Annotated in this window: 11 protein-coding genes; 3 read left to right on the top strand and 8 right to left on the bottom strand. The window is 64.6% G+C overall.

Annotated elements, in window-relative coordinates:
- Nucleotides 1-154: 154 nt before the first annotated feature.
- The 3 genes from AC5RWO_RS08825 to AC5RWO_RS08815 all read right to left on the bottom strand — a co-directional run bounded on the left by AC5RWO_RS08825 (nt 155) and on the right by AC5RWO_RS08815 (nt 3406).
- On the bottom strand, nt 155-661 hold the full coding sequence (locus AC5RWO_RS08825) for a PadR family transcriptional regulator (RefSeq protein WP_498731028.1): 507 nt from the start codon (nt 659-661) through the stop codon (nt 155-157).
- Nucleotides 661-2688, bottom strand: coding sequence for an oxidoreductase (locus AC5RWO_RS08820; protein WP_498731026.1), 2028 nt, complete (start codon nt 2686-2688; stop codon nt 661-663). Before AC5RWO_RS08820 ends, AC5RWO_RS08825 begins: the two co-directional genes overlap by 1 nt.
- Nucleotides 2689-2758: 70 nt before the next feature.
- A complete protein-coding gene (locus AC5RWO_RS08815) occupies nt 2759-3406 on the bottom strand; it encodes an MOSC domain-containing protein (RefSeq protein ID WP_498731024.1) in 648 nt (215 codons plus the stop codon).
- 137 nt (nt 3407-3543) lie between these two features.
- Between AC5RWO_RS08815 and AC5RWO_RS08810 the strand changes: the two genes are divergently transcribed.
- Nucleotides 3544-5007 carry an alanine/glycine:cation symporter family protein gene (locus AC5RWO_RS08810; protein WP_498731022.1) on the top strand — a complete coding sequence of 488 codons (1464 nt, stop codon included), beginning with the start codon at nt 3544-3546 and terminating at the stop codon, nt 5005-5007.
- Between the two features lie 112 nt (nt 5008-5119).
- Here AC5RWO_RS08810 and AC5RWO_RS08805 read toward each other — a convergent pair whose 3' ends face one another.
- Together AC5RWO_RS08805 and AC5RWO_RS08800 are read right to left on the bottom strand one after the other, a co-directional pair.
- The gene (locus AC5RWO_RS08805) at nt 5120-6280 is read right to left on the bottom strand and encodes a cystathionine gamma-synthase (RefSeq protein ID WP_498731020.1); all 1161 of its coding nucleotides are present in this window, start codon (nt 6278-6280) and stop codon (nt 5120-5122) included.
- An 11-nt stretch (nt 6281-6291) separates the two neighbouring features.
- The gene (locus AC5RWO_RS08800; protein WP_074701218.1) at nt 6292-7668 is read right to left on the bottom strand and encodes a cystathionine beta-synthase; all 1377 of its coding nucleotides are present in this window, start codon (nt 7666-7668) and stop codon (nt 6292-6294) included.
- A 103-nt stretch (nt 7669-7771) separates the two neighbouring features.
- Here AC5RWO_RS08800 and AC5RWO_RS08795 point away from each other — a divergent pair, with 103 nt between their 5' ends.
- Nucleotides 7772-8758, top strand: a complete 987-nt coding sequence (locus AC5RWO_RS08795; RefSeq protein ID WP_498731018.1) for a DNA-3-methyladenine glycosylase family protein — start codon at nt 7772-7774, stop codon at nt 8756-8758.
- Nucleotides 8759-8824: 66 nt separating this feature from the next.
- Here AC5RWO_RS08795 and AC5RWO_RS08790 read toward each other — a convergent pair whose 3' ends face one another.
- A complete protein-coding gene (locus tag AC5RWO_RS08790) occupies nt 8825-9211 on the bottom strand; it encodes a thioredoxin family protein (RefSeq protein ID WP_498635834.1) in 387 nt (128 codons plus the stop codon).
- 182 nt (nt 9212-9393) lie between these two features.
- On the opposite strand from AC5RWO_RS08790, the gene AC5RWO_RS08785 reads away from it, so the two are divergent.
- Nucleotides 9394-9801, top strand: coding sequence for a hypothetical protein (locus tag AC5RWO_RS08785; RefSeq protein WP_498731017.1), 408 nt, complete (start codon nt 9394-9396; stop codon nt 9799-9801).
- Nucleotides 9802-9823: 22 nt separating this feature from the next.
- Here the strand turns inward: AC5RWO_RS08785 and AC5RWO_RS08780 are convergent, their stop codons facing one another.
- Together AC5RWO_RS08780 and AC5RWO_RS08775 are read right to left on the bottom strand one after the other, a co-directional pair.
- Nucleotides 9824-11416, bottom strand: a complete 1593-nt coding sequence (locus tag AC5RWO_RS08780) for a hypothetical protein (protein WP_498731015.1) — start codon at nt 11414-11416, stop codon at nt 9824-9826.
- Between the two features lie 16 nt (nt 11417-11432).
- Nucleotides 11433-13748, bottom strand: a complete 2316-nt coding sequence (locus AC5RWO_RS08775; RefSeq protein ID WP_498731013.1) for a penicillin-binding protein — start codon at nt 13746-13748, stop codon at nt 11433-11435.
- Nucleotides 13749-13882: the final 134 nt, after the last annotated feature.

Below are 13882 nucleotides of genomic sequence, written 5' to 3'. Positions count from 1 at the left end.
TCCGCGTTATGCGGACCCTACACACCATCAGACGCGTTTTCCGCGTCGAAATAAGGGAATACCGGAGTGGGGGATGTATCCAGTGTACGGTACGCTGCAACTTCTTTGCGCCCGAATGCACGACGGCGGCCGGTGACCTTGGGCACAGCCGGCGTCACAGTGCGTCGAGCGTCTGTTCCGCCCAGGCAATCCACGTCTCTTCGAACATGATGCCGGCCGTCAGCACTGCGCGCTGGAGCTCGTTGCCCCCGCCCCAGTTCCCGCGCTTATCGAGCTGCCGGTAGGTGGCCAGCTGCTCCCGGTGCAGTTGAAGGTGCCGTTCCAGTTCGTCCGCGATGGAATCGCCGAGCACCGAGGCGGCGCGCAGCCTGATCATCAGCGCCTCGCGGACCGGCCGGGGGTCCTGCTGTTCGGCCGTCCATCGCTGCAGCTCGCGGCGCCCTTCGCCGAGCACCTCGTAGTCCTTGGCCCGTCCCCGGCTCGAATCGCGGCCGGTGGAGCGGATCATCCCGTCTTTCTCCAGCCGGCCGAGCTCGCGGTAGATCTGCTGATGCGTGGCCGGCCAGAAGAAGCCGAAGGACTTGTCGAAACGGCGCGTCAGCTCCGCACCGGAGCCGGGTTGCTCCAACAGCGCGGTCAGAATGGCGTGCGGCAGCGACATCAGATGGCCGCCGCCAGCCGGGTGCCCTGGTTGATGGCGCGTTTGGCGTCGAGCTCCGCCGCCACGTCCGCTCCCCCGATCAGATGGACCGTCTGGCCGGCTGCTTCCAGTTCCGCCTGCAGCTCGCGCTGCGGCTCCTGGCCCGTGCACAGCACCACGGTATCCACGGGGAGTACCTGGTCGGTGCCGTCCGCGCTGAAGTGCAGTCCGCCGTCGTCAATCCTGCGGTAGGTGACGCCGGGAATCATGGTGACGTCCTTGGCCTTGAGCTCGGCCCGGTGGATCCAGCCGGTGGTCTTGCCCAGGCCGGCGCCGATCTTGCTGCTCTTGCGCTGCAGCAGGTAGATCTTGCGCGCAGGCTTCGGCGGGCGTGGCCGGGCCAGGCCGCCGGGCGTTCCGTAGTGCGGGTCGATGCCCCAGTGCTCGTAAAACAGCTCCGGCTCCAGCGTGGCGCTCGGCCCGGACTGCGTGAGGTACTCGGCGACGTCGAAGCCGATGCCGCCGGCGCCCAGGACGGCGACGGTGTTGCCCACCGGCCTCTTTCCGCGCAGCACGTCCAGGTAGCTGAGGACCGAGGGGTGGTCCAGGCCCTCGATGCCGGGGAGCCGTGGCAGCACGCCGGTGGCGAGGATGACCTCGTCGAAGCCCTCGGCCAGCAGGTCTTGCGCGGTGGCTTTCGTATTGAGCCGCTGGTCGATGCCCCGAAGTTCAAGCTGGCGGCCGAAGTACCGGATGGTCTCGTGGAACTCTTCCTTGCCCGGGATCTGTTTGGCCAGGTTGAACTGCCCGCCGATCTCGCCGGCGGCCTCGAAGACCGTGATGCGGTGGCCGCGCTCGGCCGCTGCGACGACGAAACCGAGGCCGGCCGGGCCGGCACCAACCACGGCGAGATTCTTCTTCTCCGCGGCCGGTTCCAGGAGGATCTCGGTCTCGTGGCAGGCCCGCGGATTGACCAGGCATGAGGTGACCTTCCCGACGAAGGTGTGGTCCAGGCAGGCCTGGTTGCAGGCAATGCAGGTGTTGATTTCGTCCGACGTCCCGCGCGAGGCCTTGAGCACAAAGGCCGGATCTGCCAGCAGCGGGCGGGCCATCGAAACCATGTCGGCGCAGCCGTCCGCCAGCAGCTGTTCGGCTACTTCGGGGGTGTTGATGCGGTTGGTGGTGATAAGCGGGATGCCGATCCGCCCCATCAGCTTCCGGGTTACCCAGGCGAAGGCGCCCCGCGGAACGGAGGTGGCGATGGTGGGGACGCGGGACTCGTGCCAGCCGATTCCGGTATTGATCAGCGTTGCGCCGGCGGCCTCGATCCCGTGGGCCAGTTCGAGCACCTCTTCGAAGCTGGATCCGCCCTCCACCAGATCCAGCATGGAAAGCCGGTAGATGATGATGAAGTCCGTGCCGACCCGTTCGCGCGTCCGGCGGACGATCTCCAGCGGAAAGCGGATCCGGTTGCGGTAGGAACCGCCCCAGCCGTCGGTGCGGTGGTTGGTCCGCGCCGCGATGAATTCGTTGATCAGGTAGCCTTCGCTGCCCATGATTTCGACGCCGTCGTAGCCTGCCGATTGCGCCAGGGCGGCGGCGTTGGCGAAGTCCTCGATGGTTTGCTCAATGTCCGATGCAGACAGCTCGCGGGGAGCCAGCGGATTGATCGGAGAGGCCGCTGGACTGGGCGCCACAAGGTCCCGGTGCGCGGCATAGCGGCCCGCGTGGAGCAGTTGCATGGCAATCCGGCCGCCCTCGGCATGCACCGCATCCGTAACGACTCGGTGCTCGGCTGCCTCTTCCTGCGTCGTTATTTTGGCACCGCCCGCCCCCAGCCGCCCAGTCTCGTTGGGAGAGATGCCGCCGGTGACAATCAGTCCGACTCCCCCACGCACCCGTTCAGCGTAGAACGCGGCCATCCGTTTGAAGCCGCCGGGCAGCTCTTCCAGGCCCACGTGCATGGAGCCCATCAGGACCCGGTTGGGCAGCGTGGCGAAGCCGAGGTCCAGCGGCTCAAGCAACCGGGGGAAGGCAAACGATGTCACTATGCACTCCTTTGCACAACTAGTTGCATAAAGACTAGAGCGCGCGAAGCTTTGGGGCAATAACCGCGGGTCAGCCGCGGCGCAGGGCCAGTTTGATCGCCTTGTTGACGTTGCCGCCGACGCTGATTTCACCGGCCGCCTCCGAGTCCAGCAGAGCCTGCGCCTGGGCCTTGTCCAGCCCGCCGAAAACGTCTGCCACGCTCACGCCGTGCCCGGGACGGAAGATCACTTCAATACTGTCGCCCATTGCGATTTCCCCGGCTTGCACCACTTTGCAGTAGGCACCGGGCAGCCCCTTGCGCAGGAAACGCTTGGCCCAGCCCGGTTCAGCCATGTGCCGTTCAAAGGTGGCGCAGGGAATCCGCGGCATGGTCACTTCGGCGGTGACCTTACTGCCGATCCGCCACCGCTCCCCCACCAGCGCCTGGCTGACCGGCAGGCCCTGGGTCCGCAGGTTTTCGCCGAACAAACCAGCCGGCACGTCGCGCCCGAGCTCGGCCGCCCACTGCTCCGCGTCTTCCTCGGCATAGGCGTAAAGCGCCTTCAGTTCGCCGCCGTGGTGCTTGCGGTCCGCCTGCACATCCGTCCGCAGTCCGAGCTGGTGCACCAGGACCGGGCCTTCCACGCTCCGCTTGTCGATCGCGGTCACGCCGACGATGCTCTCGTCGGGCTTCAGAGCATGGACAGAGCAAACAGCAAGCAGCGATCCGGAAGTCATTGCCCCAGTTTAGAATGCGGTCCCGTTACAGCTAAAAGTGTTCTCAACGCATGGGGCGTTCCTACAGATCTGCTCCCGCATCGGGCAATGGGCTGCATAGGGGTGTGGCAGCGGCTGTGGATCAGTAGGGTGTACCCATGGAATTATTGGAAGAATTATTCGGCGCTTGGGGCAACGAACTATGGACCTGGCTAGTGCTGCCAGTCCTGGCAGTCCTGGGGATCTACTTCACCGTCCGCTCGGGTGTGGTGCAGCTTCGCCTCCTCCCGGCCATGTTCAAGACGCTGACGGACAAGGCTCTTGTTAACGAGGATGGTTCACGCAAATCGATCTCCTCTTTCCAGGCATTTACCGTTTCGGCCGCATCACGGGTAGGCGTAGGCAACGTTGCCGGCGTGGCCACGGCCATCGCGGTTGGGGGCCCCGGTGCCGTTTTCTGGATGTGGACCATGGCGTTCGTCGGCGGCGCCTCCAGCTTCGTGGAGTCCACGCTGGCGCAGCTCTACAAGGTCCGCACCAAGGACGGCTACCGCGGAGGTCCTGCCTACTACATGCAGCACGGCCTGAAAAAGCGCTGGATGGGGATCATCTTCGCGGTCATCCTCATTATCTGCTTCCCATTCGCCTTCAGCTCGCTGCAGGCGAATACAATTTCCCAATCGGTGGCCGGAGCGTTCGGCGCCGAGGCAGTCACGCCGATCTTCGGCTGGACCGTCGGCCTCGTTCTGGCGCTGCTGACGGCGTTGGTGGTCTTCGGCGGTATCCGCCGCATCGCGCATGTCACGGAGGCCCTGGTCCCTGCCATGGCATTGCTCTACGTCCTGCTGGGCCTGGTCATCGTCGGTATGAACCTGGACCGCGTGCCCGAAGTCCTCGGGGCCATCTTCGGCGAGGCATTCAACTTCCAGTCGGCGATCGGCGGCGGCCTCGGCGCAGTGATCATGCAGGGCGTCAAGCGTGGCATGTTCTCCAACGAAGCCGGCCTCGGCTCGGCTCCCAACGCCGGTGCCACGGCGTCCGTCACCCACCCGGTTAAGCAGGGGCTGGTCCAGACTCTCGGCGTCTACTTCGATACCTTCCTGATCTGCTCGATCACGGCCTTCATCATTTTGTGCACCGTGGAGAACCCGGTCGGAGCGTCGCAGGGAATCGAGCTGACACAGACTGCCATCACCTCCCAGCTGGGCTCCTGGGCCAGCATCATGCTGGCAGTCATCATTTTCATGCTGGCTTTCAGCTCCATCATCGGCAACTACTACTACGGGGAAACCAACATTGGTTTCATCACGGAAAATGAAACCGTCCTGATGATGTACCGGACGCTGGCCACCGCTGCAGTCTTCCTCGGCTCCATTGCCTCGGCCGGGCTGATCTGGAATCTCGCTGACGGCATCATGGGCCTGATGGCCCTGACCAATCTGATCGCCATCGGACTGCTCTCCGGGGTCGCTTTCCGGCTGCTCAAGCATTACACCGCCCAGTCCAACCAAGGTATTGATCCGGTCTTCACTGCGAGCGATATGCCGGACTTGGACGGCATCGAATGCTGGAGCCCTGAGGACGTCACCACCCACGAGGTTCCGACCGTCGCTAAGCACTGAACCTTGAGCCCTGAGCCCTGAGCCCTGAGGACAAAACTTTCGCAGCCAACGACGGCGGTGCCGGACTTCCAAAAGTCCGGCACCGCCGTCGTTGTTAAGGGTTTTTAGACCGCTAAATCTGCTTGAACGCCTGCTCCAGATCGGCGATCAGGTCTTCGGTGTCCTCGATGCCCACCGAGAGGCGGATCAGGTTAGCCGGGACTTCCAGCTCCGTACCCTTCACGGAGGCGTGGGTCATCTCCGCCGGGTAGTTGACCAGGGACTCGATGCCGCCCAGCGACTCCGCCAAAGTGAAGATCGTGGTGTTTTCGGCAACCTTGCGGGCAGCGGCCTCGCCGCCGTTGAAGGAGACCGACACCATGCCGCCAAAGCCGCGCATCTGCTTCTTCGCCAGCTCGTGGTCGGGATGGTCCGGCAGGCCCGGGTAGTAGACGGCCTCCACCTCGGGCCGGCCCTGCAGCCATTCGGCCACCGCCTGCGCATTGGCCGAGTGCCGGTCCATGCGCACGCCCAGCGTCTTCAGGCCGCGGGTGGTCAGGAACGCGTCCAGCGGTGCGGACACCGCCCCCACGGCGAACTGGATGAAGCCGATCTTCTCGGCCAGCTCGTCATCGTTGAGCACCACGGCGCCGCCGACCACGTCCGAGTGGCCGCCGATGTACTTGGTGGTGGAGTGCACCACGATGTCCGCACCGAGCGCCAGCGGGTTCTGCAGGTACGGCGAAGCGAAAGTATTGTCGACCACCAGCAGCGCGCCGGCACCATGCGCAACTTCGGCGAGCGCGGCGATGTCGGTAACCTTCATCATCGGGTTGGACGGCGTCTCCACCCAGACAAACCGGGTCTTGTTCTCGTTCACGGCCGCCGCCACCGCGGACTCGTCGGACATGTCCACTACCGAGTGGCCCACGCCCCAGTCCCCGAGCACCCGGTTGATCAGGCGGTAGGTGCCGCCGTAGGCATCGTTTCCCAGGACGATGTGTTCGCCCGGGGACAGCAGCGCGCGGATCAGCGAATCCTCGGCGGCGAGGCCGGAGGCGAAGGAAAAAGCGTGCTTGCCGCCCTCCACTGCCGCCAGCTGTTCCTGGAGCGAGTCCCGCGTGGGGTTGGTGCCGCGCCCGTACTCGTAGCCGTCGCGGAGACCGCCGATCCCGTCCTGCGCATAGGTGGAGCTGAAGTGCACGGGCGGGACAACCGCCCCGGTACGCGGTTCGAAGGCCTGGCCGCCGTGCACGGCGCGGGTGTTGAAGCCTTGGTTCTTCTCTGCAGTCATGGAAATCTCCTTCAGCTCGTTAGGTAGGTCAACAGGTCGTGGCGGGTCAGCACGCCGATGGGGGCGCCTACAAAGGTCACCATCAGCGCATTGTTGGACTGGAGTTTTTCGCGGGCGGCGGAGATGGATTCCAGCGAGCCGATCAGCGGCATCGGTTCGCCCATGTGGTCGCCGATCTTGTCGGTCAGCTTGGCCTCGCCCTTGAACAACTGGGCCGTCAGGGTGCGCTCATCCACCGAGCCGAGCACCTCGCCCATCACCACGGGCGGTTCCTGCGAGAAGACCGGCAGCGTGGAAACGCCATACTCGTTCATGATCTCGATGACGTCGCGGACCGATTCGGTGGGGTGCGTGTGGACCAGTTCGGGTAGGCGCCCGGCCTTGCCCTTGAGCACCTCGCCCACGGTGGCCTCTTCCCCGCCGGCAATAAAGCCGTAGGACTTCATCCATTCGTCGTTGAAGATCTTGCCCAGGTAACCGCGGCCGGAGTCCGGCAGAATAACAACGACGACGTCGTCAGGTCCCAGCTCCCGGGCCACCTTCAGCGCGGCGACCACTGCCATGCCGGAGGAGCCGCCGACCAGCAGCCCCTCTTCCTGGGCCAGCCTGCGGGTCATGGCGAAGGACTCGGCGTCGTTAACCGCGATGACCTCATCCGGCACGGACTTGTCATAGTTCGCCGGCCACATGTCTTCGCCGACGCCCTCCACGAAGTAGGGGCGTCCGGTGCCGCCGGAGTAGACGGAGCCTTCCGGGTCGGCGCCGATGATCCGGACCGGACCCGAGGCACGGTCCGCCGAGACCTCTTTGAGGTAGCGGCCGGTGCCGGTGATGGTGCCCCCGGTGCCGGCACCGATGACCACGTGTGAGACCAGCCCGTCCGTGTCCCGCCATATTTCCGGGCCTGTAGTTTCGTAGTGGCTCAGCGGAGCAGCGGGGTTGGAGAACTGGTCCGGCTTGTACGCACCCTCCACCTCGCGGACCAGACGGTCGGACACGCCGTAGTAGGACTCGGGGCTGTCGGGCGCCACGGCCGTGGGCGTGACAACCACTTCGGCGCCGTAGGCCTTGAGCACGTCGCGCTTCTCCACGCCAACCTTGTCCGGCGTGACGAAGATGGACTTGTAGCCCTTCTGCTGCGCCACCAGGGCGAGCCCCACGCCGGTGTTGCCGCTAGTGGGTTCCACCACGGTTCCGCCGGGCTTGAGCAGTCCGTCCTGCTCCGCGGTTTCGACCATCTTCACCGCGATCCGGTCCTTGATGGATCCGCCCGGGTTGAAATACTCCACTTTGGCCAGCACGGTGGCGCTGATGCCTTCGGTCACATTGTTGAGTTTGACCAGCGGCGTATTCCCGATCAGGTCCAGTACAGAATTGGCAAACTTCATGCGCCCAAATCTACCGGCCAGTCCACAACGGTCATAGCCGGAACGAAACTCTGCGACTCAAGCCGGCCGCCCTGCCATCCCCGGCGCGTGCGACCATGGATAGGTGCCTTCCACGTTTGCCGCCACCGCTGCCCCGACCGCAGATGCCGCGGCAACGGTGGAACTTCCCGCCGGCTACGATCTGCCCGGAACCCTGGGCATCATTCCCCGCGGCAAGCAGGACCCTACCTTTCAAACCGGGCACGACGGCGTGTGGCTGGCTTTCGCCACTGTCCAAGGGCCGGTGACGCTGCGCCTGGCCAGTGAGCTAGCGGGCTCCAATGGCGGCGCCGATCCGGCCGCCATCCGGGTCCTCGCGTGGGGCCCCGGCGCCGAAGCAGCCTTGCCCGGGTTGCCGGCCCTGCTGGGCGCCGCTGATGACTGGACGGCCTTCGACCAGGCGGCGTTCCACGCCACGCTCCCGAAGCTGGTCACTGAACCGCGACGGCGGCATCGAGGCTTACGGCTGCCAAGTACCGGCCGCATCCTGGACGCCCTGGTTCCGGTGGTGCTGGAGCAGAAAATCACCACCATCGAAGCCCGCTATTCCTGGCGGTATCTTGTCAGCAAGTACGGTACGCCCGCCCCCGGACCCGCGCCTGCCGGACTGAAGGTCGCGCCTTCGGCGGAGCAATGGCGGCGCGTCCCGTCCTGGGACTGGCACCGCGCCGGTGTGGACGCCAAACGCTCCGCGACCATTCTTCGCGCCTGCAATGTTGCCTCGGGCCTGGAGCGGCTGGCCGCGCTCTCCCCCGGCCCGGAACTGGCGGCCAAACTGTGTTCCGTACCCGGCATCGGTCCGTGGAGCGCCGCCGAGATCGCCCAGCGCACCCATGGCGATCCGGACTCGGTGTCCGTCGGGGACTTCCATCTGGCCGCCTTCGTCGGCTACGCCCTGACCGGAAAGAAAACGGACGACGCCGGGATGCTGGCTTTGCTTGAGCCCTGGCGCGGGCACCGGCAGCGGGTGGTGCGGATGCTCTACCTCAGCGGCTTCCGCAAACCGGCCTTCGGCCCGCGGCTGGCCCCGCAGGACCACCGCTTCCACTGATCAAGCCCAAAAAAGCTCCCCGCCGTATCGGAACGGCGGGGAGCTTTTATTATCGCGGGAGCAGTCCTACTCGGCGTCGGCCTGCTGGGCCTGCTGCTGCTGGGCTGCCACCTGGGCGTGGACTTCCTGCATGTCCAGGCCCTTGACGGCATCCACCAGTTCGGTGAACTGGCCCGAGTTCAGGGCGCCGGGCTGCGAAAAGACAAGGACCTTCTCGCGGAACGCCATCAGGGTCGGGATGGAGGTAATGCCGGCTGCCGCGGCGAGGCCCTGCTCGGCCTCGGTGTCTACCTTCGCGAAGACAATGTCCTCGTGCTGTTCGGAGACTGAATCGTATACGGGGGCAAACTGCTTGCATGGGCCGCACCAATCAGCCCAGAAGTCCACGAACACAATGTCGTTCTCTTCAATGGTCTGGGGGAACTGGGCTTCGGTGATATTAATCGTTGCCATGCTTCCACGCTAACGGGATCAGCCGAATATGTCGCCCCCTGTTCGCTCAGCGCATGAGCGCTGGTGTCCCGCACCCGGATCGTGCACGTGTTTTCCACAGGTCCGCCGCCTCCCTACCCGGCCGCCTCAGGTGCCGCCTAATCTCGGTTTCGACGGATCAACCACAATCGAAGGAGCAACCGATGGAACGCCAAACTGCACTGATCCTGACCGAGGGTTCGACTATCGACGACGCGGTCCTCCTCAGCACGGCCCTGATTGATGAACTGGTGGAGGAGCTGCCCTTCGGCCACGATCCGTCCAGGACCGAACTCTACGCCGTTGGCCGGGCCGCCTCGCTGAGGTCCAAGCTGGATTTGCCCAGGGGCAGCGCCGGCGACGATCCGTACGAGACTATCAACGGCAAACTGCACCACATTTGGTGCCGCGGCAGCTGGTATACACCGGGAAGCTGTCCGCCCGCTCCCGCGGACAATAACGGTGCCTCCTCCTGGAAATGGCTGCATTTCAACTTGATGCACGCTGTGGAGGCGGACGCCACCTGTTTCCTCTGGGACATCTACCCGCTCGCCAGGGCTGAGGCCGCTTGAAGCAGCCTCAGCCGGCCGCTACCTAGCGGCGGTTTTCAGGGCGCGGGTCGGCCGGCGGCGCGGGCTCTGACGGTACGGGCGGCGGAGCCCAGTCCAGGATGGCCGGAACACCGATGGCGGAGTCGCAGTCAACCTGCCTCACCTCGGGCTGTTCCTGCTCCTCCTCCTTTGGCTCCTCCTTGTCCTCGTCCTTGTCCTTGTCGTCCGAGTCTTCCGGCTCCGGCTTGGGTTTGGGCTGCTCCGCCGCCCTCCGGTTGTCAGCCTCGCACTGGGCCAGCGCGTTCAGATAGGACCGTTCAGCATACTCCTGGTCCCGGAAGAACTGCGCTCGTACCCCCAAGGCGCTTTCATAGGCCGCGTAGGAAACCCAGTAGGCATCCCAATCGGCGCCGATGGCCGCCCAGGCCTTGTTGACCTTGCGGACTTCCTTGGCATAGTCCTTGTAATCGTCCGCGGCCTGACCGTACTTGTCGTACGCAGTCCAGTAGTCGAGCACGCTTTGCTGCCACTGCTGGGTCCCTGCCGCCAGCTTCTGGCTGGCCTCCCGGCGCCGTTCGGCATTCGTCTGCTCTGCAGCCTTGGCGTCGAAAACCATGGGACTCATTCCGGTGAACGCCCAGCCGCAGCCCGGTCCTTGCTTGTCCTCTGCGAGGATCCTGATGCTGGTTTCGGTCACGGCTGCCTTTGCCGGGCTCTTCGGCGGTTCTGGAACGTCCATCCGTTTGGGCATCGGCGGCCATACCGCGTAGTAGGGATCCGCAGCCGGCTGGACGTATTCAACCTTGATCTTGGGTCCCGGCAGCGGAACGGCTTCGATCCCTGAGCTGGCGGGCACCGTGGGCAACGGCACGTCTCTGACCGCCACTTTGTCCTTGACTGTGTACGGCTTGTATCCGGCGGCGGACCACGGCGAGCGCGAGGCATCCGCAGCTACCGATTTCTGGTCTACGCAGACGTCCTTGAGACCGGCGGCAAGATGATCATCCAGCTGCCTCGCGATCCGGCTCAGCGGAGCATCCGGCGCGCCGACCAGAAAGGCCAGCACATCTCCCCGGCGGAAGGAGACTACCTGGGCGGCGCTGCTGCCTTTATAGGTAAAGACACGATGCGCTTCCACGCCTGGATCTTTCCCGCCGACTTTGCTCTCGTTGATTGCCACGGCGCTGCCGGCACAGGACTGCGCCTCCTTTACCTGCTGCCGCATGACCTCGGCGCCAAGTCCCGCGGTATAGGCGGCAGTAACGACCTGGACACGATCGCCGTCGACGCTGAACAGCCGCGACAGGGCTACCGACGGGGCCGTGTCGTTGACGGCGCAGGAGTACGGCACCGGCTGCGACGCCGAGCGCTGCAGCGTACCAGAAGGCCGCCATCCCTTCGGCGGCTCCGCCAGTGCTGCTGACAGTACCTTTTCCGCCGGCATGTCCCGGATCTCGGCGAAGACCGGTTTGGCGGCAGTGCTTTCTGACGCCTTTTCTTCAACGGAAACTTGTTCGGAGGCAACAAAAGGCGTTCCGGACAGATACAGGGCGCAGAGTCCGCTCCCTGCGACAGCCGTCAGGGCCAGGGCACCGGCTGCCAGTGCCATGCCTGGGCGCTTTTCGAAAACAGACACGATGGCTCCTCAACTGCTATTGGGCCGGAACACTGATCGAGGTATCGCTGCCGGCACTCAAAGTGATCGCCACTTCCTGCCGGTACTTCAAGGAGCTGCCGGGGCTCGGAGTCTGCGCGGTCACCGTATCCGGCGTGTACAGCGGATTCTCCTTGGCCGGCTCTTTATTGATCACCGGCGTCAGATTGTTCCGCAGCAGCACTGTGATGGCTTCGTCTACTTTCAGGCCGCGGACGTCGGGAATGGCTTTGGCCGTGACTGTCCCTACCCCGACGGGTGCGGATTCGGGCAGCGGAACCGCCGGCAGTCCCTTGTGCGCACCTTCCATCGTGGCCTTCCAAACGGGTCCGGCCACCTCGGAACCGGTGAGGTCGTAGAACGTGGTCCCGTAGGCGTCGACTTCATCCAGTGGATACTGGCCGCCGCCGCGCGGGTCGCCGAGCCACACCGCCGTCGAGAACTGCGGCGTCATCCCCACAATCCAGTTGGCGGAGAAATCGTTGGTGGTACCCGTCTTGGCCCCGGCCTCGCGCCCCTTGAGTTTGCCCATGCCAGAGAGAGTGCCGCCGGACTTGAACGGCTCTTTCAGAGCGTCCGCGACCGTATCGGCAACGCCCGGATCAATGCCCTGATGGCAGTCGGCATCGGGAACCGGGATCTTCTCGCCGGTATCGCTGCGGACCCCGGCCATCACCGTTACCGGTTTGCACACCACGCCGCCGCTGACAAACGAGGCGTAAGCGTTGGCCATTTCCAGTGGCGAAATCTCATACGCTCCCAGTGCCAGAGAGGCTTCCCGGCCGCTGAGCTTGTCCGTGGGCAGAGACGTCACTCCCAGCATTTCGGCAAACTTGGCCACGTCCACCACCCCGGTCTGTTCGATCAGCCGAACGAAATACACGTTGATGGACTTGCGGATGGCCTCGTAGGCGTCGACGCTGCCGTGGTTGATGTATCCGTAGTTGTGGAATCCCTCCACCGGATCATCGAGCAACGGCGAGTAGTACGGTCCGTTCGCCGAGTAACGCTGCGAGGCAGGAACCCCCTGGCTCAGGGCCGTGCCCAGCACAATCGGCTTCATCGAGGAACCGACCTGGAACTCGCTGGTGGCGTAAACCACCTCGGTTGCTCCCTTGCCCTTGCCCCACTTGCGGTTCTGGGTGATGGCAGCAACATGGCCGGTTCCCGGTTCAACGACGGCGACGCCGAGGGCGGCTCGGTTCTTATCGCCCAGTGCTTTGGTCACCGCTTTCCGTGACGATTCCATGGCCTGCCGGTCCAACCCCGTTGTCAGGGTCATTCCGCCTCGGGATAGGCGGTCAGCCCTTTGCTCGGGTGTGGCTCCGAAGGCCGGGTTGGTCAGAATTTCCTCGCGGACCAGATGGCAGTAGAACGGATACTCCGAGTCGCCGCAGCTGGAGGGAACAGATCCCGGCTCAAGTCCCAATGGCGCTTCCCGAGCGGCATCCGCTTCTTCGGCGGTGATCGTCCCGCGGTGCTCCAGCACGGAGATCACGGTGTTCCGCCGCATCGTCGCCGCTTCCGGATGGACCACCGGATCGTAGACTGCGGGCCCCTTGAGCAGGCCGACCAGCAACGCCGATTCCGTCAGGTTGAGTTTCGACGCCGAGGTGTTGAAGTAGATCCGGGCGGCCGCCTCGATGCCGTAGGCGCGGTTGCCGAAATACACCGCGTTGACGTACATCTTCAGGATCTCGTCCTTGCTCAGCTGCTGTTCGAGCCGGACCGCGTACTTCGACTCGCGGATCTTCGCGTTGTACGTGTCTCCCACGGCGACCGATTCTTCGGTCTCGTCGCGCGCGTTGTTGACCAGGATGTTCTGGACCAGCTGCTGGGTGAGGGTCGAAGCTCCTTGCTGGCTGGCATTGACGGCGTTGTTCACGAACGCCCGCGTAATGCCGTACGGATCCACTCCGTTGTGCTCGTAGAAGCGTGCGTCTTCCGTATCGATCAGTGTTTCGAGGAACGTCGGTGACACATCCTCGACGTCGATGTCTATCCGGTTCTCGCTGTAGAAGCGGGCGAATTCCTTGCCGTCCTTGTCCAGCAGCACAGTGTGCTGGGGCAATGAGCGCTCCAGCGGCAGATCCTCGGGTAGTTCCTCCCAGAGGCTCACCAGAGTGTTGGCACCCGCCGAGACCGCAACGGCTCCCGGCGCGACCAGCGTTCCTGCGCTTAGCGCAACAACCGCCACGGCGCCGGCCCATACGGCCAGCCGTGCCGGCCAGGCACGTTCCTTCTCCGGATAACCCGACCGAGCAGACCCCATGAGTTCATGGAGACTTGTCAATGCCGCGTTTTTTCGTCCCATTTAGCACTCCTGACGACTGCGAACGCAGATCTGGCAAGACCACGTCACTGTGGCCACCGGCGAGCGGTATGTACAGAGTACGTCCTCGCACCCGGCGCACAAGGGAATGTTGCCGCAGTGTTGTAAGAGAGCCG

This window comes from Arthrobacter sp. B055-34, assembly GCF_059090425.1.
Note: the sequence above shows the minus strand (reverse complement) of the source record. Positions and strands in the feature narration are given on the sequence as shown.

Bases quoted from the DNA above. Each gene is read 5' to 3' on its own strand.
- AC5RWO_RS08825 (WP_498731028.1), bottom strand. From the start codon at position 661: ATGTCGCTGCCGCACGCCATTCTGACCGCGCTGTTGGAGCAACCCGGC.
- AC5RWO_RS08815 (WP_498731024.1), bottom strand. From the start codon at position 3,406: ATGACTTCCGGATCGCTGCTTGCTGTTTGCTCTGTCCATGCTCTGAAG.
- AC5RWO_RS08810 (WP_498731022.1), top strand. From the start codon at position 3,544: ATGGAATTATTGGAAGAATTATTCGGCGCTTGGGGCAACGAACTATGG.
- AC5RWO_RS08805 (WP_498731020.1), bottom strand. From the start codon at position 6,280: ATGACTGCAGAGAAGAACCAAGGCTTCAACACCCGCGCCGTGCACGGC.
- AC5RWO_RS08800 (WP_074701218.1), bottom strand. From the start codon at position 7,668: ATGAAGTTTGCCAATTCTGTACTGGACCTGATCGGGAATACGCCGCTG.
- AC5RWO_RS08790 (WP_498635834.1), bottom strand. From the start codon at position 9,211: ATGGCAACGATTAATATCACCGAAGCCCAGTTCCCCCAGACCATTGAA.
- AC5RWO_RS08785 (WP_498731017.1), top strand. From the start codon at position 9,394: ATGGAACGCCAAACTGCACTGATCCTGACCGAGGGTTCGACTATCGAC.
- AC5RWO_RS08775 (WP_498731013.1), bottom strand. From the start codon at position 13,748: ATGGGACGAAAAAACGCGGCATTGACAAGTCTCCATGAACTCATGGGG.